Annotated in this window: 8 protein-coding genes and 1 pseudogene; 5 read left to right on the top strand and 4 right to left on the bottom strand. The window is 69.5% G+C overall.

The features are described from left to right. Positions 1–52 precede the first annotated feature (52 nt). Positions 53–760, bottom strand: a complete 708-nt coding sequence (locus ABZY57_RS20390) for a response regulator transcription factor (protein WP_356513821.1) — start codon at positions 758–760, stop codon at positions 53–55. A 263-nt stretch (positions 761–1,023) separates the two neighbouring features. Here ABZY57_RS20390 and ABZY57_RS20385 point away from each other — a divergent pair, with 263 nt between their 5' ends. Together ABZY57_RS20385 and ABZY57_RS20380 are read left to right on the top strand one after the other, a co-directional pair. Next, positions 1,024–1,350 (top strand): STAS domain-containing protein, encoded by a 327-nt coding sequence (locus ABZY57_RS20385; RefSeq protein ID WP_356513819.1) that lies wholly within the window; start codon positions 1,024–1,026, stop codon positions 1,348–1,350. Between the two features lie 137 nt (positions 1,351–1,487). Further along, positions 1,488–1,988, top strand: coding sequence for a pyridoxamine 5'-phosphate oxidase family protein (locus ABZY57_RS20380; RefSeq protein WP_356513818.1), 501 nt, complete (start codon positions 1,488–1,490; stop codon positions 1,986–1,988). Between the two features lie 8 nt (positions 1,989–1,996). On the opposite strand, the gene ABZY57_RS20375 is transcribed toward ABZY57_RS20380, so the two are convergent. Then, positions 1,997–3,679 (bottom strand): GAF domain-containing sensor histidine kinase, encoded by a 1,683-nt coding sequence (locus ABZY57_RS20375; RefSeq protein ID WP_356513823.1) that lies wholly within the window; start codon positions 3,677–3,679, stop codon positions 1,997–1,999. A 175-nt stretch (positions 3,680–3,854) separates the two neighbouring features. Between ABZY57_RS20375 and ppk2 the strand changes: the two genes are divergently transcribed. Next, entirely contained in the window at positions 3,855–4,649 is a 795-nt protein-coding gene (ppk2, locus tag ABZY57_RS20370; RefSeq protein ID WP_356513816.1) for a polyphosphate kinase 2, read from the top strand. Positions 4,650–4,919: 270 nt separating this feature from the next. Then, positions 4,920–7,628, top strand: coding sequence for a pyruvate, phosphate dikinase (gene ppdK, locus ABZY57_RS20365; RefSeq protein ID WP_356513814.1), 2,709 nt, complete (start codon positions 4,920–4,922; stop codon positions 7,626–7,628). Positions 7,629–7,648: 20 nt separating this feature from the next. On the opposite strand, the pseudogene ABZY57_RS20360 reads toward ppdK, so the two are convergent. Together ABZY57_RS20360 and ABZY57_RS20355 are read right to left on the bottom strand one after the other, a co-directional pair. Beyond that, positions 7,649–7,753, bottom strand: a pseudogene (locus ABZY57_RS20360) (IS5/IS1182 family transposase); the annotation flags it as partial. A gap of 124 nt (positions 7,754–7,877) precedes the next feature. Then, entirely contained in the window at positions 7,878–12,743 is a 4,866-nt protein-coding gene (locus tag ABZY57_RS20355; RefSeq protein ID WP_356513812.1) for an FG-GAP-like repeat-containing protein, read from the bottom strand. A gap of 389 nt (positions 12,744–13,132) precedes the next feature. On the opposite strand from ABZY57_RS20355, the gene ABZY57_RS20350 reads away from it, so the two are divergent. Next, positions 13,133–20,371, top strand: a complete 7,239-nt coding sequence (locus ABZY57_RS20350) for a polymorphic toxin-type HINT domain-containing protein (protein WP_356513810.1) — start codon at positions 13,133–13,135, stop codon at positions 20,369–20,371.

Raw genomic sequence — 20,371 nt, 5'->3', positions numbered from 1 at the left:
GGCTCTGGGGGGGGGGGGGCCGGCCCCCGGGCGGCCCCCACACCTCTGACGACTATTCGGCCGTCGGGACCGGGTGCTGGCTGGGCGGGATCAAGGTGTGGCTGGCGATCACCGCCGCCTGGACGCGACGCTCCACACCGAGCTTGGTGAACAGCCGCGAGATGATGTTCTTCACCGTCTTCTCCGCGAGGTACATCCGCTTGCCGATCTCGCGGTTGGTGAGTCCTTCACTGACCATGACCAGGATCTCCTTCTCCCGGTCGGTGAAGCCGGGGAGGCCCGGGACCTGCTCCTCCTTGGGGACATCACCGCGCATCCGGGCCATCAGACGAGTCGTGGCGCCCGGGTCGAGCATGGACTGGCCGGCCGCGACGGTACGTACGGCCGTGACCAGGTCGGTACCGGTGATCTGCTTCAGCACGTATCCGGAGGCCCCGGCCATCACGGCGTCCAGCAGGGCTTCCTCGTCGTCGAACGACGTGAGCATCAGGCAGGCGAGTTCGGGCATGCGTGAGCGCAGCTCACGGCACACGCTCACGCCGTCACCGTCCTGCAGTCGGACGTCCAGCACAGCCACTTGGGGACGCAGAGCGGGAATCCGGACGAGCGCCTGTTCCGCCGTGCCCGCCTCACCGACGACGGTCAGGTCGGGCTCGGCATCCAGCAGGTCGTGCACCCCGCGGCGCACGACTTCGTGGTCGTCGAGGAGGAAGACCGTGATCGGCGTCTTCGGGGGGGTGAGGGCACCGCTGTCGGTCATGGGACGACTCCTTCGCCGGGTGTTCGTCCTGGGCGCACGAACCCCAGCATCCTGCCTCTCGGAGGGGCCGAACGGACAGGGCCGATCGGCCCTCTTTGAGGAGGCGCTCCACCCGACCGGCGCCGGGCAGGCCTCCCCGAAAGGGACCTTCGGTCCTGCCGCGGGGCCGGCCGGACCTTCCCGGGTGTACTCGGCTCGCATGAACTGGTTCCGCACGGGGAACGAGGCGGCTCGCATGAGCCGCACACAGCGCGGAGGGTTCCATGACGACCGCCTTGATCGACCTGAAGGCCGTGGGTCACGACGACCGGGGCGTGAGGGTCGCCCTCGCCGGAGAGCTCGACTTCCACACGGCGGGACGGGTGGAGCCTCGCCTGCGTGACCTCGCCGGGTCGGGCCACCGGCTCATGGTCCTGAACCTGTCCGGGATCTCCTTCTGCGACAGCTCGGGCATCGAACTCTTCCTCCGGCTCGACCGGTTCTGCCGAGCGGAGGGCACGCGGCTCGTCCTGTGTGACGTGCCGCCCCTCCTGGTCAAGTCCATGAGGGTGCTGGGAGCCGACCGGAGACTGCGGCTCGTGGCGACGTGATGCCGGCTGCATCGCGGCCGTATCCGAGACCGGTGCCCGGCCGGGGCCCATGCGGCCCTGGCCGGCGTGTTGATCGCGAGGGAGGCTGGTGGCTCGGAAGCGGCGAAGAATCGACGGACGGGACGAAGGTGCGCGTCATGGACCAGGACGGCACACCGCAGGCCGACGGTCACGTGCGCAGCGGGACCGCCGTCCGACGCATGCGAGAGCTGGACAGGGACGAGGCCCTGCGGCTGGTGGCGACGGTGTCCCTGGGGCGCATCGTCTTCACACAGCACGCCTTGCCTGCTGTCCGTCCGGTCAACCACGTCGTCGAGGACGGGGAGATCATCGTACGGATCCACGACGACGGTGCGCTCGCCTCTCTGGTGGCGCCCGCTGATGTCCCCGGTGTGGTGGTCGCCTACGAGGCGGATGCGATTGACCCTGACACCCATCTCGGGTGGAGCGTGGTCGTCACCGGATACGCGAGCCCGGTGACCGACACCGAGGAGGCCGACCGCTACGCGGTACTCCTGCGTCCGTGGGTGGCGCGCCCCACGGCCGGCGCTCTGCGGATCCGTCCCGATCTCGTCACCGGATTCAGGCTGGAGGCGGACACGACGCCCCCCGCGTCGGCAGCCCGGGGCCCGTCGTGACCGCGGCGTCAACTCCCGGTGGGCAGCGGCGCCCGCCAGACGAGCCTGCTGCCTCCCTCTTCGGGGGTGTCGACGGAGAAGGTTCCGCCCAGGCCCTCGGCCCGTTCGGCGAGGTTGAGCAGGCCGCTCCTGCGCCCCTGCGCCGGTATCCCCCTGCCATTGTCCGAGACGGTCAGCGTGATCTCCCCTGGTCCGGCCTTGAGGGTCACGCCGACACGGGTCGCCTGCGCGTGCCGGGCCGCATTGCTCAGGAGCTCGCCGAGCACCGCCATGACGTGGTCGGCGATCTGCGGCGGCACGTCCGTGTCGAGCAGGCCTTCCATGCTCAGCCGCGGCGGATGGCCGAGGGCGGTGGCCGCATCGCCGACCGCGCGGGCGGCGCGGGCCCGCAGCCCGGGTCCGCTGTCGCGGTCCTTCGTGCGCAGTCCGAAGATCGTCGACCGGATGATCTTGATGGTCTCGTCGAGATCGTCGACCGCTCGGCCGACCCGCTCCGCAGCCCCCTCGTGCTCGACGAGGCGAGCGGCGCTCTGCAGGGTCATGCCGGTGGCGAAGAGCCGCTGGATGGCGAGATCGTGCAGGTCGCGGGCGATCCGGTCGCGCTCCTCCAGCAGAGCGATCTGCTCGGCGTCCCGCCGCCGCTCCGCCAGCTCCAGGGCCAGCGCCGCCTGGCCCGCGAAGGCTACGAGAGGTTCCAGTTCCCCTTCGCCGAACGCCGGCCCGCCCACCGGGCGCGCGAGCAGCAGGACGCCCCTGCTCGCTCCGGCGGTGGTTCCCAGCGGCACCGCCACGGCAGGGCCCAGCCCACCCTGCACTTGGGCATCGGCGGTATAGCGGTCATCGTCGGAGGCGTGCACGGACGCGACGGGCCGGCCGGTCTGGTGCGCGGCTCCCGAGAGCGTTCCGACGAAGGGGACGACGAGTCCCTGACGTGCTTCGCTGTCGGCGCCGACGGCGAACTCGACGACCAGGCCCTCGGCTTCGGCCACCGGCATGGAGATGTCCGCGAGCCGCGCCGACGTGATCTCCTGTGCGCGGCGGGCTATGAGCTCCAGGACCGCCGGGCGCGAACTGCCGGACAGCAGGCTGCCGGTGATCTCCGCGTTCGCCCTGAGCCACCGTTGCTGGCGCTGCGAGCCCTCGTACAGACGCGCGTTGTCGATCGCCACGCCCGCCGCCACCGAGAGGGTCGTGATCACCGTCTCGTCCTCGGTGTCGAAGTCGATCCCGCCGCGCTTGTCCGTGAGGTACAGGTTGCCGAAGACCTCGTCGCGGACACGGATCGGGACGCCGAGGAACGTCCGCATGGGTGGGTGGTGAGCCGGAAAGCCGTAGGAAGAGGAATGAGCGCCGAGATCGGTGAGGCGCAAGGGCTCGGGGTGGTTGATGACTTCCCCGAGCAAGCCGTGGCCGGCCGGCAAGGGCCCGATCTCGGCGATTTCCTTCTCGGCGAGTCCGACCGTGAGGAACTGCGAGAGGGTCCGTCCGTCGGGGCCGATGACACCCAGCGCGCCGTAATCGGCGTGGACGAGCAGCGCGGCCGCCTCCACGATCCGCCGGAGCACCTGGGCGAGATCCAGCTCCCGCCCGACCGACACGACGGCCTCCAGCAGGCTGTGCACCCGGTCCCGCGTGCCGCGGACCTGGTCGATGCGCACCTGGAGCTCGTCGAGCAGCTCGTCCAGCCGCATCCGCGGCACCTGAGTCAACGGATCCCCCACACTCACGCGCTTCTCCTCCGGCCTACTGCCCCCGTGCGGTGTCAGAGTATCGACACGGGACGGACCGGGAGAGCCATGGTTGCGCACCGATGCCGGTGGTGACGGACGTGACCGGAGCACCGGCCGACAGGACAGGGGACACCGCATGGGTCTGAAGAAGGCGGCGTACGAGAGCGAGCTGCTACGGCTCCAGACGGAATTGGTCAAGCTTCAGGAGTGGGCTCGCGCGGAGGACGCCCGCCTCGTGGTCGTCTTCGAGGGACGTGACGCGGCGGGCAAGGGAGGCACGATCAAGCGCGTCGCCGAACACCTCAACCCCCGCGTGGCGCGCATCGCGGCCCTGCCCACGCCGACGGAGCGGGAGCGCACGCAGTGGTACTTCCAGCGGTACGTCGAGCACCTGCCGGCAGCCGGTGAGATCGTCCTGTTCGACCGCAGCTGGTACAACCGCGCCGGCGTGGAACACGTCATGGGCTTCTGCACGCCGACGGAGCACCAGCGCTTCCTGCGCCAGTGCCCGGTCTTCGAGCGCATGCTGATCGAGGACGGGATCCTGCTCCGCAAGTACTGGTTCTCCGTGAGCGACGCGGTCCAGGAGGAGCGTTTCCGCCGCCGGTCCCAGGACCCGCTGCGGCGGTGGAAGCTCTCTGCGATGGACCTGGAATCCCTCACCCGCTGGGAGGCGTATTCGCGGGCCAAGGACGAGATGCTCGTCCACACGGACACCGCCGAGTCCCCGTGGTACGTCGTCGAGAGCGACGACAAGCGCAGCGCCAGGCTGAACATGATCGCCCACCTGCTGTCCTCGGTCCCCTACGCGGACGTGGCCCTGCCCTCGCTGACCCTGCCGCCCCGTCCCGCTTCCACGGGCTACGAGCGCCCGTCCAAGGAGCTGCAGACCGCCGTACCCGACCATGCGGCGACCCTCAAGAACGGCTGAAGTGCGGAGGGTGGCAGGCGCACACCGCAGGGAGCACCGCGCTGTCCGTCGCGGAGCTGCCGGCCCGCGTGGCCCGTCCGCACGACGCGGTGGAGGGGATGGTCCCCGGGCTCGCAGGCATGCACGACGTGAGGGAGACGCGCGCCCACCGGATCCGGGCCTGGGGGCCGGGTGTCCCCGGGAAGGGCCGTCCGGCCCCTCTGGAAGACGGCGCTGGTCAGCCAGTGTGGGAGCAAGAGCACGATTCCGCCGAGGAGGCTGGTGGCAGTCATGGGTTCCAGGGGTTCCTACGTGTACGACTTCGCCGAGGGCAGCCGCGACATGGCTGACCTGCTCGGCGGCAAGGGCGCCAACCTGGCGGAGATGGCACGCATGGGACTGCCCGTCCCGCCCGGCTTCACCATCACCACCGAGGCCTGTCGCGCCTTCCTGGCCACCGGCGAGCCGCCGGAGGGCCTTGACCGGCAGATCGACGAACACCTGGAAGCGCTGGAGAGGGCCACTGGCAAAAGGCTGGGACAGGTCGACGATCCACTGCTGCTGTCGGTCCGCTCGGGAGCGCGCTTCTCCATGCCGGGCATGATGGAGACCATCCTCGACATCGGCCTCAACGACCTGTCGGTACTCGGACTGGCCAAGACGTCGGAGCGGGAGCGCTTCGCCTGGGACTCCTACCGTCGACTCGTGCAAATGTACGGAAATGTCGTCCTGGGAGTCGACGGCGCATTGTTCGAGGGTGTGCTCCGGCGCATCAAGGAGCAGCACCACGTCACGGACGACTCCCGGCTGGACACCTGCGACCTCATCAGGATCGTCGAGACCTTCAAGGACCTCGTCCGCGAGCGGACCGGCCGCACGTTCCCGCAGGATCCGCGCGATCAACTCCGCGGGGCGATCCTCGCCGTCTTCACCTCGTGGAACGGCGAGCGCGCCCGCCTCTACCGCAGGCGCGAACACATCGCGGACGACCTCGGCACGGCGGTCACCATCCAGCGGATGGTGTTCGGGAACCTCGGTACCGATTCCGGCAGCGGCGTCGCCTTCACCCGCGACCCGGCCACCGGCCGCCGCGGCCTCTACGGCGACTACCTCGCCAACGCACAGGGCGAGGACGTCGTCTCGGGCGTCCGCAACACCGTGCCGCTGCACGAGCTGGCTGCTATCGACCCGGCCTCGTTCCAGCAGCTGCGCACACACATGGAGCAGCTGGAAAGCCACTACAGGGACTTGTGCGACATCGAGTTCACCATCGAACACGGCACTTTGTGGATGCTCCAGACCCGGATCGGCAAGCGCACCGCTCAGGCTGCCTTCAGCATCGCCTCGCAACTGGCCGATGAGGGCCTCATCTCGGCGGACGAGGCGCTGGACCGGGTTGACGGCGGGAAGCTGGCCCGCCTGATGTTCCCCCGGTTCGACACCGACGCCGCGGCTCCGGTCATCGCACGGGGCGTGGCGGCGTCGCCCGGAGCGGCCGTGGGCGCGGTGGTGTTCGACTCCCCGGAAGCGGTACGCAGGGCTGCCGCAGGCGAGAAGGTCGTGCTGGTACGGCAGGAGACCACCCCCGACGACCTGCCGGGCATGCTCGCCGCCCAGGCGGTGCTCACCAGCCGGGGCGGCAAGACCAGCCACGCGGCGGTCGTCGCGCGAGGCATGGGGAAGGTCTGTGTCTGCGGTGCCGACGCACTGTCCGTGGATCCGGACGCGCGCCGGTTCGCCGCCGGTGAAGTGACCGTGTCGGAAGGCGAGATGATCTCCGTCGATGGCTTCGACGGGACGGTCCGCCTCGGCGCCGTACCGCTGGTCGAATCGGAACTCGTGCGTTACTTCGACGAGGGCGGGGAGCCGGCGGACAACGGCGGACAACAGGCCTGCGCCGAAGTGCACCGGCTCATGGAGCACGCCGACGGCATCCGGCGACTGGAAGTGCGGGCGAACGCCGACACTCCGCAGGACGCGGCCCGTGCCCGCCGGTTCGGCGCGCAGGGCATCGGCCTCTGCCGCACCGAGCACATGTTCCTCGGCGACCGTCGTCCGCTGGTGGAGGCCATGATCCTGGCCCGCACCGACGCGGAACGGGACGCGGCGCTCGCCGCACTCCTGCCGTTGCAGCGCGAAGACTTCACCGGAATCCTCGCCGCCATGGACGGCCTGCCGGTCACCATCCGGCTGCTCGACCCGCCCCTGCACGAGTTCCTGCCCGACCGCACGGAGCTGGCCGTACGCCTCGCGCGGGACGAAGCGCTCGGCCGGACGACCACCCCGCGGGACCGGGAGCTACTGGCCGCCGTCACGCGTACGCACGAGGAGAACCCCATGCTCGGCCTCCGCGGGGTCCGGCTGGGCCTGGTCGTACCGGGACTGGTCGCGATGCAGGTGCGGGCGATCGCCGAGGCCGTCGTGGCGCGCAAGCGGGCCGGGGGCGATCCCCGAGCCGAGATCATGGTCCCGCTCGTCGGAGCGGTAGAGGAGCTCCACCTTGTGAAAGAGGAAGTGGAGGCGGTGCTGTCCGCAGTCGCACACGAGACGGGCGTGACCGTGACCTGCCCGGTCGGAACCATGATCGAACTGCCGAGGGCCGCCCTGACGGCCGGCCGCATCGCGACGGAGGCAGAGTTCTACTCCTTCGGAACGAACGACTTGACACAGACTACGTGGGGCTTCTCCCGCGACGACGTCGAAGCGGCGTTCTTCTCCGCCTACCTCGACAAGGGCATCTTCCAGACCTCCCCGTTCGAGACGATCGACCGGGAAGGAGTCGGACGCCTGGTGGAGATCGCGGTCCGTGAAGGCCGTGCCACCCGGCCCGACCTCAAGATCGGGGTCTGTGGGGAACACGGGGGAGATCCGGTCTCCGTGCACTTCTTCCACGACGCAGGCCTCGACTACGTCTCCTGCTCACCGTTCCGGGTCCCCGTCGCCCGCCTCGAAGCCGGCCGCGCGGCACTGGCCGAACGCCGGGCGAGCGAGAACCAGTGATGCCGCTGACGCGCCTCTCCTCGGTCGACGTCGGCGACCGGCCGTGGGGTCGGCTCCGGGGTCAGCAAGGGCCGCAGGCGCTGGATGACCCGGCAGACGGTGGCGGGGGAGATCCCGAAGACAGGATGCCGCGGGACTGGCCCCGACCCCATCGGGACGGGGCCAGTCCACCGGATGCTCCGCAGCCTCGCAGGCGTTCAGCGCAGCCTCATGGCCGCGGGCGAGGTGCTCCTCCTGCTTCTGCTCCTGTTACCAAACGCCCCTTTCGATGCGGCGGTTCGGGGAGCCGTTCTCGGTCAGTGTCCCGTTCGGCTGGGTCGAGAGCACTGCCGTGAGGTACTCCGAGGTTCCGTAGTCGTACATGTACAACAGGTCGGTGCGGTTGTCCCCGTTGAAGTTTCCGGAGTTCAGGAACACGTGGCTCCAGTCCCAGTTCCCGGGGGGAATGTCGTAGCTGACGTAGTTGTCGTTGAAGCCCCCGTCCGCCTTGGCGAGGAACGTGAAGAAGCGGACCCGGCCGTCGGGGTAGCCGTACATGGCCACGATGTCGGTGCGGCCGTCGGCGTTGAAGTCCCCGGTGCTGTACCGGGCCTTGTCCGCGAACCAGTAGTTCTCCGGAACGCTCCAGCTGGGGGTGCCGTTGGCGAATCCGCCACCGGAAGTGCCGGGGAAGGTCCACAGCGCGGCCCGCCCAGTGCCGTAGTTGTACATGAACGACAGGTCGTCACGGCCGTCGCCGTTGTGGTCGCCCGACATCATGGTGCTCGATGCGGCGCACCAGTTGCCGGGGCCGGAGCGGAAGCTGGAGGTCTCGTCGGCGAACCCGGCGTCGGGCCGGCCGAGCAGGGTGAACAGCCCCATGTCGCATCCGCCGAAGTCGTACGCCATGGCGATGTCGTCGCGGCCGTCGCCGTTGTAGTCCCCGGCGGCGAGGGTGATGGCGTTCCAGTCCCAGTTGCCCGGCGGGACCTCCCGGCTCTTGACGTCGCCGAAGGAGCCGTCCGCCCGGCCGGTGAAGGTGAAGAACGCGACGCCTCCGTTCGGATAGCCGTACATGGCACCGATGTCGTCGCGTCCGTCGCCGTTGAAATCACCGGCCACGTACTTGGCGCTGCGCACGCACCACCAGTCCGCCTGCCAGCTCTTGCGTTCCACGGGCAGGGTGATCGACGTGTTGGTGATGCTCGTGGTCCACAGCCCGGCCGCGCAGTTGCGGTGGTCCATCATCGTGGCGAGTTCGTCGCGGCCGTCGCCGTCGAAGTCGCCGGTGAGGTGGGTACGCCACATCGGGGTCTCGGCCCCTGCCGCGTAGTCGGTCGCGACGCCAGTGACGCTGTTCCAGCGGATGTAGGCCTCGTTCTCGAACTTCGAGCGGGCGCCGGCCGCGACCGCGTGCTCGTCGGTGGTGGGGAAGCCGAGGTAGCTGTTCTCCCAGCCCATCGACGCCCAGCGGCCACGGATCGCGCCCTTGACCTGGTGGGCGCCGGTGCTGGGCGACCAGTAGACGGATGAGGTGTCGCCGTCCGCACCCATGAGCCGGAAGTGGTTGTAGCGGCCGAACTTCACGGGGGTGGCGGATTCGTCGGTCGTGGGGAACCCGACCGCCAGGGGGCCGCCGAGCTGCAGGTACTGCGCGTAGATGGCGCCGTGCACCTCGTGGGAGCCGGCGGGATCGTAGTGCGTGATGGCCCCGGGTGAGGCGTTCGGGGCGCCGGCGAAGGAAGAGATCCAGGCCTCGCCGGACGTCGCGAGGCGGTCCTCGTCGCCGGTGGGGTAGCCGAGGAACCCCTGCTCCCATCCCAGCGCGGCCCACTTCGCCCGGATGGCACCGTGGACGAACCAGGCGCCGGTGTTCGAGGACCAGTAGATGGAGCCGTTCGAGTTCTGGCCGGCGGTGCCCTGTCCCTGGAAGTGCGCGTAGCGTCCGGCTCCGTCCGGCGTCGGCTGGGACTTGGTGACCGGGTAGCGCAGTTGGCCCGCTGGGCCGCCGAGCGCCAGGTACTTGGACAGGACGGCGCCGCACAATACGGCGGGCTCGGTGTCGGGGCCGTCGAAGGTCTGGCAGTCGTTCCAGGTACGGCTGTTGGTGACGAGGTTGCGGGCGGGGCCGAAGGCGGAGCCGTCGGAGAGCGCCTTGCCGGGGAACTCGTGGACGCGTCCCTGCGGGTCGATGGCCCACAGGTCGGGGTAGTGGGTGCCGGCGGCCTGGTTCTCGATGTCGCCGTTGGTGCTGAGGTGGGGATAGGCGGCGGCGGTGAAGCCGGTGCCGATCTGGGTGCGGTTGGCGGTGTCGGCGTAGGCGGACGGGTCGAAGTTGCCGCTCGCGTCCTTGCGGCTCCTGTACTCCCAGACCTTGCCGGTGTCGGTCTCGCGGACCCACAGTTCGGGCAGTCCGTCCCCGGTGGTGTCGCCCGGGGTCATGACGGTCCTGCCGGCCCAGACCGCGTCGCCGATCTGGACCGGGCCGCCGGACTCGTCGAGGTAGTCGGACCTGGTCGGGTAGTAGATCCAGAGCTGGTTGCCGGTGAGCAGGAGGAGTTCGGGCTGGTCGTTCTCGTCGATGACGCCGTCAGGTGCGGAGTCGGGGTCCTCGGTGTCGTCGGTGACGCTGCCCAGGGAGAGGATCTGGCCGCCCGCGGACCAGCGCTTGTTGTCGGGGTTCAAGGTGTCGAGGCGGTACTCGCCGGTGGGACGGGCGTCGAGCGTTCCGTCGCCGTTGTTGTTGCGGCGGTACAGGGTCTGGGAGCCGTCGGGGCCGCGTTTGAGGACGATGAGGTCCTCGTAGCCGTCCTGTCCCCAGTCACCGCGGTGGGTGACGGCAGCGGTGCTGAAACTGCTGTTGTCCGCGTCGCGGGACAGGCCGAAGGTGCCGTCGCCCTGGCCGGGGTGCACTCTGAGCTGGCCGCCGTCCTTGTCCACGGCCCAGAGGTCGGTGGAGCCGTCGCCGTTGACGTCGCCGTACCGGTCACGCGTCGCGGAGCGCGAGGCGTAGAAGAGGTAGCTGCGGACGTCGGAGGGGTTCCCGGCCGCGTCGAAGCTCGTGACGTACATGTGCTGCGGGCCGATGCTGAGCGGCTTGAAGGGGACGGTGGCGTCGCCGCCGGGGCCGTTCGCGTCGACTTTGCGCAGGGTGGTGTCGAAGTCCGTGTACCACTCGTAGCGCACCACGTCGGATATGCCGCCCGCGCCGAAGGTGAAGGTGCCGTCGGTACGGGCCGGTCGGCCCCAGGTTCCTCCGCTGCCGTCGGGGAACTGGCTCGACGTCACGGTCGGCGGTCTGCCGGGCCGGTCCTTGTCCATGCCGAACCGGCACTGGCCGGCCCAGGGGGAGTAGGCGTGGCCGTCCCAGGCACGGACGTCCCAGCGGTAGGTGGCGTTGCTCTCCAGTTGGCCGGCCGGGATGGACACGGTGGCCACGTTGCCGCGGACGGCGCTTGTCCAGCGGTCCGGCAGGCTGCCGCCGCCCTCCTTCCAGATGACGAACTGGGCGGAGACCTGGTTGTCCTCCTCGTCGTTGAGGGTCGCGCGCAGTGTCACGTTGTCGACCAGGCCGAACGACCCGCCGCCACAGGGCACCCACGGATCGGTGGACTGGCTGTACGGGGTGACCGGCGGGGTGTTGTAGTGGGTGGAGATGCGTGCCGTTTCAGGGTCGAACTTGCGCCAGGAGACGTCGACGGTGTCGTTCTTGGCCTTGAGCCCGAAGGCCCAGTAGCCCCAGCGGTTCCCGGCGGCGGCCTCGGCCGCTTTGGTGATGTTGAACTCGACGAGGTCCTCGCCGCCGGCGGTGGGACAGCTGCGCCCGCCGAACGAGACGCCGGTGGCGTCGATCCTGGAGCCCCAGGCGGGCTGGTTGTTCCAGGTCGTGGCGGACGTGATGCCGTTGGTGTCCCAGACCTCGACGTCACCGGACTGGCAGCTCCACGAGCCCGCCCAGGTCTGCTTGATGCGCAGGGTCGATTCGAGGATCTGCTTGCCGTGGAGCTGGGCCATGGGGACGTGGAAGAAGGTCTTGGCGCAGACGACCTGGTTGCCGTTGCTGCTGTCCTTGGCGCAGCCGACGCGGGCTTCCTTGGAGAGCGTGCCGCCGTTGACGTAGGCGGTGTTGGCGGAGTTGGGGAAAGCGTTGTGCTTGTAGGCGATGGCCCACAGGTTCTTCCAGTCCGTCCCCCAGGTGGGGTCGATGACGACCGGATACGTGGTGTCGGCCGCTGTGAGGAGACCCTGGTCGGGGGTCAGCCTGAGGGTCGTACCACGGAGCTCGACGCCCAGCGCGGCCTGCTTCGCGGACTCCGGAGCAGCTTCGCCGGGGTCGGCGGACGGCCGCAGAACGTCGCCGCTCTGCGCCGCCGCCGAGCCCGGGGGAGTCGCTCTTTCGGGTGCCGTCCGCGCGCGGGGCTCCTTCTTGTCGGCAGCGGGCTCGGCGCCCTTGCTGTCCCACATCGCGGGCCTGGGAGCGGTGAAGACGGTCTGGCCGGCGGGGGTCACGGCGCTGAGGTTGCCGTCCTTGTCCGCCTTGACCTCCAAGCCCTTGGCCGCGAGGCCGAAGTCGAGCCTGGCGAGCCTGGGGTTCTTGGCGGCCTGGGGGGTCTTGACGACCAGGACGTGGGAGAAGGAGTCGGGCTCGGCGATGACCTTCAGGTCGACGCCGGGGAGGACTTCGGGATAGGTGGCGGTGTCGCCGTCGAGGACCGGCTCGGGCAGTTTGCCCGGCCAGGTCAGGGAGATCTGGCGGCCGTCCTTGGCCACGGTGGCCAGGGGCGCCTTGTCTCCGCCGCCGGAGAAGGCGAAGTCCGCGCGGGCGGCCTTGGGGCGGACGGTGCCGTCCTTGGCGGCGACGAGGGTGTCGTCGGCGGGAACGAACCTGCCGTCCCGGCGCACGTGCACCGGACGCAGGTAGCGGTCCAGGGTGAGGGTTCCGTCCGGGTTCGCGAACGTCTTGCTGTCCTCGGTCCGCGCTGACTCGACCTCGACCGGTTGACCGGATTCTGCCGCGGACTTCGTGGCGTTCGCGGCGGCCCGGGCCTCGGTGGTTGCCGTGCGCGCCGTTCCGGCCGCGCCGGCCAGCAGATCAGAGGCCTGCACGGGCGGTGCGGCGAGCATGGAGCTGCCCACGGTGAGTGCGAGGACTGTGCCCAGAAAAGTACTTGTATTCTTCTTGGGGTGGCCCTTTCGGGCGGGTCCGCTGAGTAATTTCACGTGGCCTCTCTCGGCTCGGCGAGAATTGATCGACGTCGGCTTTCGAGCGTCCGATTCCGAGACTTGTACCAGGTGAGAGCAGTGGTGGGCGAGCATCGGGCAAGTCTCGCCAATCCGGGCATAGCTGCAGCTAATTATTCCGGCCGTACATATTCTGGAAAAGTTGGATTTTGGCTCTGCCGGGCCGGTTTCGCGCCGGCGCCCCATTTTCTGTCGGCGATTTCGCTGATATCTTTCGCCGGCCACTGTGATGACTGGGGGGAATCGGCGTGCGCTTCTTAGGTGCGGGCTTATCGCGAGCTGTCGTGACCGAGGGCCAATACCGTTCGCCGATCCGCGGAGTGCCGCGCACGGTCTCCCTGGCGGTCGTCGGCTCGGTGCTGCTGTCCGGGCTGGCAGCGCCGGATCTCGCCGCGGCCGGGCCGAAGCCGCCGCCGTTGACGTCGAACGTCAAGCACATGCCGTCGGTGCCGGGCACGCCGGTGAAGTCCAAGCCGGCACCTGCGCCGGGCGAGTCGCAACGCAACGCGTGGACGGGCGCCGCGGACGCGGTGTGGCCGGTCGCCGGTTCCGGTGAGGCCGAGCTGGCACCCGAGGCGGCACCGGCGTCGGACACCTCGCGGACAGGTCCCCGGTCCGGGGCGGAGCGGGACGGTTCGTCGTCCGGAACGCCGGTCAGGGCCGGCGCATTACCAGTGACGGTCGCGACGCCCGCGGCCTCGGAGGGGGCCGCCGGAGCGGCCGTGAGGTCCGCGGATTCCCCAGCTCCGCACGGAGTTTCGCCGACCAGGGTGCGGGTGGGCCTCGCCGACCGTGCCGCCGCGGGACGTGCGGGGGTCGACGGGGTACTGGTGCACGTCAAGCGCTCGGACGGTGCGTCCGTCTCGACGCCGGTATCGGTGGCGCTGGACTACTCGGCGTTCAAGGGTGCGTACGGTGGTGACTGGGCGTCGCGGCTGCAGTTCGTGGCGCTGCCGCAGTGTGCGCTGACCACACCCGAGCTGGCGCGGTGCCGTACGCGGGCGCCGGTGCTGTTCAAGAACGACCCGAAGACCTCGAAGCTGACCGCGCGGATCGACGCGTCGGGCGCGGCGGCGGGTCCGGACGTTCCGGGTGGCTCGCTGATACGTCTGACGGCCCAGGCCCAGGCCCAGGCCCAGTCCCAGGCTCCGCCGCTGTCGCCGACCGCCGGCGGCGTGCTGTTGGCCGCGGCCGCTGCGCCGCAGGGACCCAAGGGCGACTTCAAGGCCACGTCCCTCGCACCCTCGGGAACGTGGCAGGGCGGCGGCCCGGCCGGTGACTTCTCCTGGTCCTACGCCATGGAGGTGCCGACGTCGCTCGGTGGCCCCGGCCCTTCGATGTCGATGACGTACTCGTCGTCGAGCGTGGACGGCCGGACCTCCGCGGCGCAGGCGCAGGCCTCGTGGGTGGGCGACGGCTGGGACCTGGGGTCGTCGTACATCGAGCGCATGTTCCCCCAGTGCGCCGCGGACAAGAAGGCGGGGTCGGGGTTCAACAACCCCTCGACCGACACCGGGGACCTGTGCCAGGGCCCGCCGGTGGTCGCGATGTCCCTCAACGGTGCGTCCACCCAACTGGTGCTGGACGACGCGACCAAGCAGTGGCGCCTGCAGGCGGAGGACGGGTCGAGGGTCGAGCTGCTCCGCGGCGCGCCCAACGGAGACAAGGAAGGGGAGTACTGGGTCGTCACCGCGACAGACGGCACCACGTACTACTTCGGACAGAACCGGCTGCCGGGCTGGTCCGCGGGCAAGCCGGAGACGAAGTCGGTGTGGAGCCAGCCGGTGGTCGGCAACCACCCAGGCGAGGACTGCCACCAGGCGGCCTTCGCCCAGTCCTTCTGCACCCAGGCCTACCGCTGGCACCTGGACCTGGTGGTGGACCCGCGCGGCAACGCGATGGCGCACTACTACGAGACCGAGACCAACTCCTACGGCTCCAACGTCCAGTCCGACGGAACCTCCACGAACCGGCAGTACGTGCGCGGCGGGTGGCTGGCGCGCACCGAGTACGGGCTGCGCAGCGACAGCCTGTACGCTCCGGCACCCGCGCAGGTCGACTTCACCGTCGCCGAGCGGTGCATACCGCTGGCCGGGGTCGACTGCTCGCCCGGCGCGCTGACCAAGGACACGGCGAAGAACTGGCCGGACGTGCCGTTCGACCAGAACTGCAACGCGGGCGAGGACTGCAAGGACCTCTACGCACCCACCTTCTGGTCGCGCAAGCGCCTCGTGGACGTCACCACCCGGGTCCGGGCCGGCGGGCAGCTCCGCGAGGTCGACACCTGGAAGCTGACGCACGACTTCCCGATGGCCGGGGACGGCACCGACCGGGCGCTGTGGCTGGTGTCGATCCAGCGCACCGGCAAGAACGGCACCACGCCGGGAATCACCACGCCCGCGGTGCAGTTCGTCGGCAAGCAGCTCCCGAACCGGGTGGACAACAACGGCGACGGCTCGCCGCCGTACTTCCGGTACCGGATCGAGGCGATCCACACCGAGACGGGCCAGACCATCGCCGTCACGTACGCGGCCCCCGAGTGCTCCACCGTCGCACCGGTCAGCATGCCCGCCAACCCGGAGGGCAACGGCAAGCGCTGCTACCCCGCCAAGCTGGAGGTGAAGAACCCGTCCGACCCCCAGGCACCGTCCAGTTACAAGCTGGACTGGTTCCACAAGCACCTCGTCACCCGGATCCGTGACGAGGACCGCAACGGCAACTCGCCCACCAAGATCACGAACTTCGAGTATGTGGGCGCTCCGGCATGGGCGTTCGACGACGACAACGAGCTGTCCAAGCCGGAGCTGCGGACCTGGAGCCAATGGCGCGGCTACGAACGCGTCCGCACCAGGGTCGGCAACCCTGACGAGGGCGCACCGTCGCTGTCGGAGACGTACTACTTCCGCGGCATGGACGGCGACAGGCTGCCCGTCGGTACGCGGTCGGTGGAACTCGTCGACTCCGAGGGCGGCAGGATCCGAGACACCGAGGAGTTCAACGGGCAGATCCGCGAGACGCTGTACTACCGGGGCGACACGAGCGCTCTGGACTCCGCGACGGTGTACACCCCGTGGCTGGGGGAGGCGACCGCGACGCGGGCCCGTGACGGCATCGCGCCGCAGGTCGCCCGGGTGCAACAGACGACCAAGGTGACCTCGCGGACACTGCTGTCGGACGGCCGGGGCTGGCGGCGTACCGCGACGGAGAACACCTTCGACAGGTACGGCCTGCAGCTGACCAACAGCGACAGCGGCGACCTCTCCACCGAGGCCGACGACACCTGCACCCGCACCACCTACGCGCCGATCGCCGCCAAGAACATGCTGAGCCTCGTCGGCCGCACCGAAACGGTCGCCACGGCGTGCAACGCGACGGTCCTGCGGCCGCAGGACGTCATCGGCGACCGGATCACCCGGTACGACGGGTCCGGGAACTTCACCAGCGGCTCGGTCCTGGACGGCTACGTCGACGGTGCGCCGAGGTACCAGACGAACGGCAGCGTCACCGTCGACGAGTACGGGCGCCCGAAGACGGTCACCGACATCTACGGCGTCACCACCACCAGCACCTACTTCCCCGCGGCCGGCGAGATCGCGTCCAGGATCGAGACGGTCAACGGGCACGCGACGGTCACCGGCCCGGCGCTGGGCCGCAAGACGGTCGTCGAACTCGACCCGGGGCGCGGGCTCCCCTTGATCCAGACCGACGGCAACGGACGCAGGACCGTCACGCAGTACGACGCGCTGGGACGCATGGCCAGGGCGTGGTCGCCGGACCGCGACCCCGGCACCCAGTCGCCGGACGCGGAGTTCGCCTACGACGTCCGCACCGACGGCCCGGTGGTGGTGACCACCAGGCGACTGCAGGAGAACGGCGGGTACTCCACACAGTACGAGCTGTTCGACGGCATGCTGCGGCTGCGCCAGACCCAGATGCCCGCCTTCGGCGGCGGCCGGGTCATCACCGACAACTTCTACAACTCGCGCGGCGAAGCCTGGAAACAGAACGCCGCCTACGTCAACCGGGACTCCGGCCCCGTACCGGCCTTGTGGTCCAGCCTCGACTCGGCCGTCCCCTCCTCGGTCGTCACCCAGTACGACGCCCTCGGCCGCATCACCGCCACGATCCGCCGCGCCAACGGCACCGAGCAGCGGCGTACCACCACGACGTACGGCGGCGACTGGATCGCGGTGGACCCGCCACAGGGGACGACGCCCACCAAGGCGTACCTCGACGCGCTCGGCCGCAAGACGCGACTCGAGCACTTCAAGGGTGACGGGCCCGCCGGCCCCGCCGACACCATCTCCTACGAGTACGACCCCCGGGGCGGGCTCGCGAAGGTCACCGGCCCCGATGGCGTGGCGTGGACGTACGCGTACGACACGCGTGGCCGAATGACCAGGTCGGTCGACCCGGACAGCGGCGAGAGCCGCGCCTCCTACGACGCGGGCAGCCGTGTGCTGACCACCACCGACGGCCGCGGCAGGACCCTCGCCTACGCCTACGACGTCCTGGGCCGCCCCACGGCCACCCACGAAGGCACGCTGCAAGGCCCCAAGCTCACCGAGTACACCTACGACACGCTGCCCGAGGCCGTGGGACTCCCGGTCTCCTCCAGCCGGTTCGTCAACGGGAGCGAGTACAGACAGGAAGTCACCGGGTACGACACCGAGTACCGCCCGACCGGCAGCAAGATCACCGTTCCCGCTGCCGAGGGGAAGCTCGCCGGCGTCTACGCCTACACCAACGCCTACAGCGCCAACACCGGCCTGCCGACTTGGGTCCGGCACCCCGCCGCGGGCGGCCTGGCGTCGGAGAACGTCACCATCGCGTACAACGGCTCCGACCTGCCGACCAAGATGACCTACGGAGGCGGCGCGACGTTCGTCGACGACGTCGCCTACGACGCGGTGGGCCGGGCGACGGTCACGAAGACAGGGGTGTTCGGCAAGCAGGTGTGGTCGACCTACGACTACGACCAGCAGACCGGTCGGGTCAACAGCGTCACCAACGACCGCGAGACCGAGCCGCAGCGGATCAACCGCGTCGAGTACGCGTACGACCCGGCCGGGAACATCCTCAAGATCAAAGATGCGGAAGGCCCGAACGCGGGTCCCGCGCAAACCGACACGCAGTGCTTCGCATACGACTACATGCAGCGGATGGCGGAGGCGTGGTCGGCCACCGACGACTGCGCCGCCCAGCCCGGCGCGGCCGGCACCAACAGCGGCAAGCCGCAGGTCGGCGGACCGAACCCGTACTGGACGTCGTACACCTTTTCGGTGACCGGCAACCGGACCAGCGAGGTCCAGCACGACCCGGCCGGGGACACCGCCTCCGACGTCACCCGCACCTACACCTACCCGCAGGGCAGCAAGACCCACCAGCTGTCCTCGGTCACCACCACGGGCAAGGGCGGCAGCCGCGTCGAGAACTACGGCTACGACCCGTCCGGCAACACCACGGGCCGAACCGTCATGGGCGAAACCCAGACGCTGGAGTGGAACTCCGAGGGCGGACTGGCCAAGGCCACCAGAACCGGTGCGTCCACGGAATTCGTCTACGACGCGAGCGGCAGCCGGCTGATCCGCCGCGACCCCGACAGCACCACGCTGTACCTCCCGGGCACCGAGCTGAAGCACACCAAGGCGACCGACAAGGTCACCGCCACCCGGTACTACGCGCACCCCGCCGGCCCGGTCATGGTGCGGACGAACGAGTCGGGCACCACAACGAGTTCCTACCTGATCAGCGACCACAACGGCACTGCCAACACCAGCGTCGACAGGGGCAGCCAGGAGGTCAGCCGCCGCAAGTCCACACCGTTCGGCGATGCGCGCGGCGCCCAGCCCTCGATCTGGCCCGGAGAAAGGGGTTTCGTCGGGGGAACCGAGGACAGGTCCACCGGGCTCACGCACCTCGGCGCCCGCGAATACGACCCGGCCATCGGCCGGTTCATCTCCGCGGACCCGATCATGGACAACACCGACCCGCAGCAGATGCAGGCGTACAGCTACGCCAACAACAGCCCGGTCACCCTCAGCGATCCGACTGGTTTGTGCACCGAACAGTGCCTGATCGGCAAGGGCGCGTTCGGTGGACCTGCGGAACAGGCGGTCAAGGAGGCGTACAAGCCGCCCGCGCCGCCGGCGGTCACGTCCCCGGCGGCCGAGGACGTCGCGCGTGCCAAGGAGATCATCCGCGGCGGCAAGATGAAGTTCGCGCTCCAGGCAGCCAGGGAGATACTCAAGGACGCCAGCGGCTACAACGACATCGAGGCTTGTCTGGGCGGCGATCTGAAAACCTGCGGCATGATGGCCGCGGAAGCCCTCCTGCCCTTCGCAGGAAAGGCGAAGAAGCTCGGCAAGGCCCTCAAGAAGGCCTGGGAGGCCTTCGACAAGTGGGGCGGCGCGATCTCCTGGGCACTGGACATCGCAGAGAAGGCGGAGAAAGCCGCCTCCGCGTTCGCCAAGTACGCCGAGGACCTCGCCAGTTACAACAGGAAGTACAGCGAGGACCTGACCGCAGCCAGAAAGGCCGACGCCGACGCGGCCGCAGCCGCGGCGAAGCAGACCGACGAAGCCGCCGCGGCGAAGAAGGCACCGGACTCGGGAGGCAAACCCGACGCCGGCAACGACGGCGCCTCGTGCACCGTCAACAGCTTCGTCCCCGGCACCGAGGTGGCACTCGCCGACGGCAGCACCAAGCCGATCGAGGACGTCCAACTCGGCGACGTGGTCCTGGCCACCGACCCTGAAACCGGCGTCACCGAAGCGCAGCCGGTGGCCGCCACCATCATCGGCCAAGGCGAGAAGAACCTCGTCCGGATCACCGTCGCCACCGGCCCGGACCACCGCACCGACACGATCACCGCCACCGACGGCCACCCGTTCTGGGTCGAAGACCTCCAGGAGTGGGTCCCCGCCAAGGACCTCACACCGGGCACGTGGCTCCGCACCTCCGCCGGCACCTACGTCCAGATCACCGCCCTCCAGACCCGGACAGAACCCCACCGCGTCCACAACCTCACGGTCACGGACCTCCACACGTACTACGTACTGGCTGGCGCGATTCCCACGCTGGTTCACAACTGTAGTGGGGGAAATCCCGCCGCGCAGGCTGATCTGTCGCAGCTGCGACAGGGGCTTGGTCTTCCTGCTGCGGCCTTGGATAACGGAAAGGGAAAGAGCACCCTCGCCCGGCTTGACCATGGCGGCGTATCTTATTACGGGATCAACGGGCGGAACGCTCGACCTGTTGCCTTCCCGGGCAAAGGGAACCGAATCACTGCAACGTCATTCGAAGACCATGCTGAAGGCGACGTCTTCTCTCAGGCCATGGCAAGCGCGAATCGCGGCGGCGTGGCCTCGCTTTACGTGGATAGAGTGGTTTGCTCGTTCTGTGCGCACAGCATGGCTGGATATGCTGACGCTCTGGGGCTCGATGCGATCATGGTGTTTGATCGAGCCGGCCTAGCCGGCGTCTACACCCGTACCCGCGATAAGTACATAAACTTGAGGTAA

Source organism: Streptomyces sp. NPDC006450, assembly GCF_040612195.1.
Classification (GTDB): domain Bacteria; phylum Actinomycetota; class Actinomycetes; order Streptomycetales; family Streptomycetaceae; genus Streptomyces.
This window is presented reverse-complemented; position numbering and strand designations above follow the sequence as displayed.

Excerpts from the sequence above, each read along its gene's own strand:
- ABZY57_RS20390 (WP_356513821.1), bottom strand. The coding sequence starts at position 760 with ATGACCGACAGCGGTGCCCTCACCCCCCCGAAGACGCCGATCACGGTC.
- ABZY57_RS20385 (WP_356513819.1), top strand. The coding sequence starts at position 1,024 with ATGACGACCGCCTTGATCGACCTGAAGGCCGTGGGTCACGACGACCGG.
- ABZY57_RS20380 (WP_356513818.1), top strand. The coding sequence starts at position 1,488 with ATGGACCAGGACGGCACACCGCAGGCCGACGGTCACGTGCGCAGCGGG.
- ABZY57_RS20375 (WP_356513823.1), bottom strand. The coding sequence starts at position 3,679 with ATGCGGCTGGACGAGCTGCTCGACGAGCTCCAGGTGCGCATCGACCAG.
- ppk2 (WP_356513816.1), top strand. The coding sequence starts at position 3,855 with ATGGGTCTGAAGAAGGCGGCGTACGAGAGCGAGCTGCTACGGCTCCAG.
- ppdK (WP_356513814.1), top strand. The coding sequence starts at position 4,920 with ATGGGTTCCAGGGGTTCCTACGTGTACGACTTCGCCGAGGGCAGCCGC.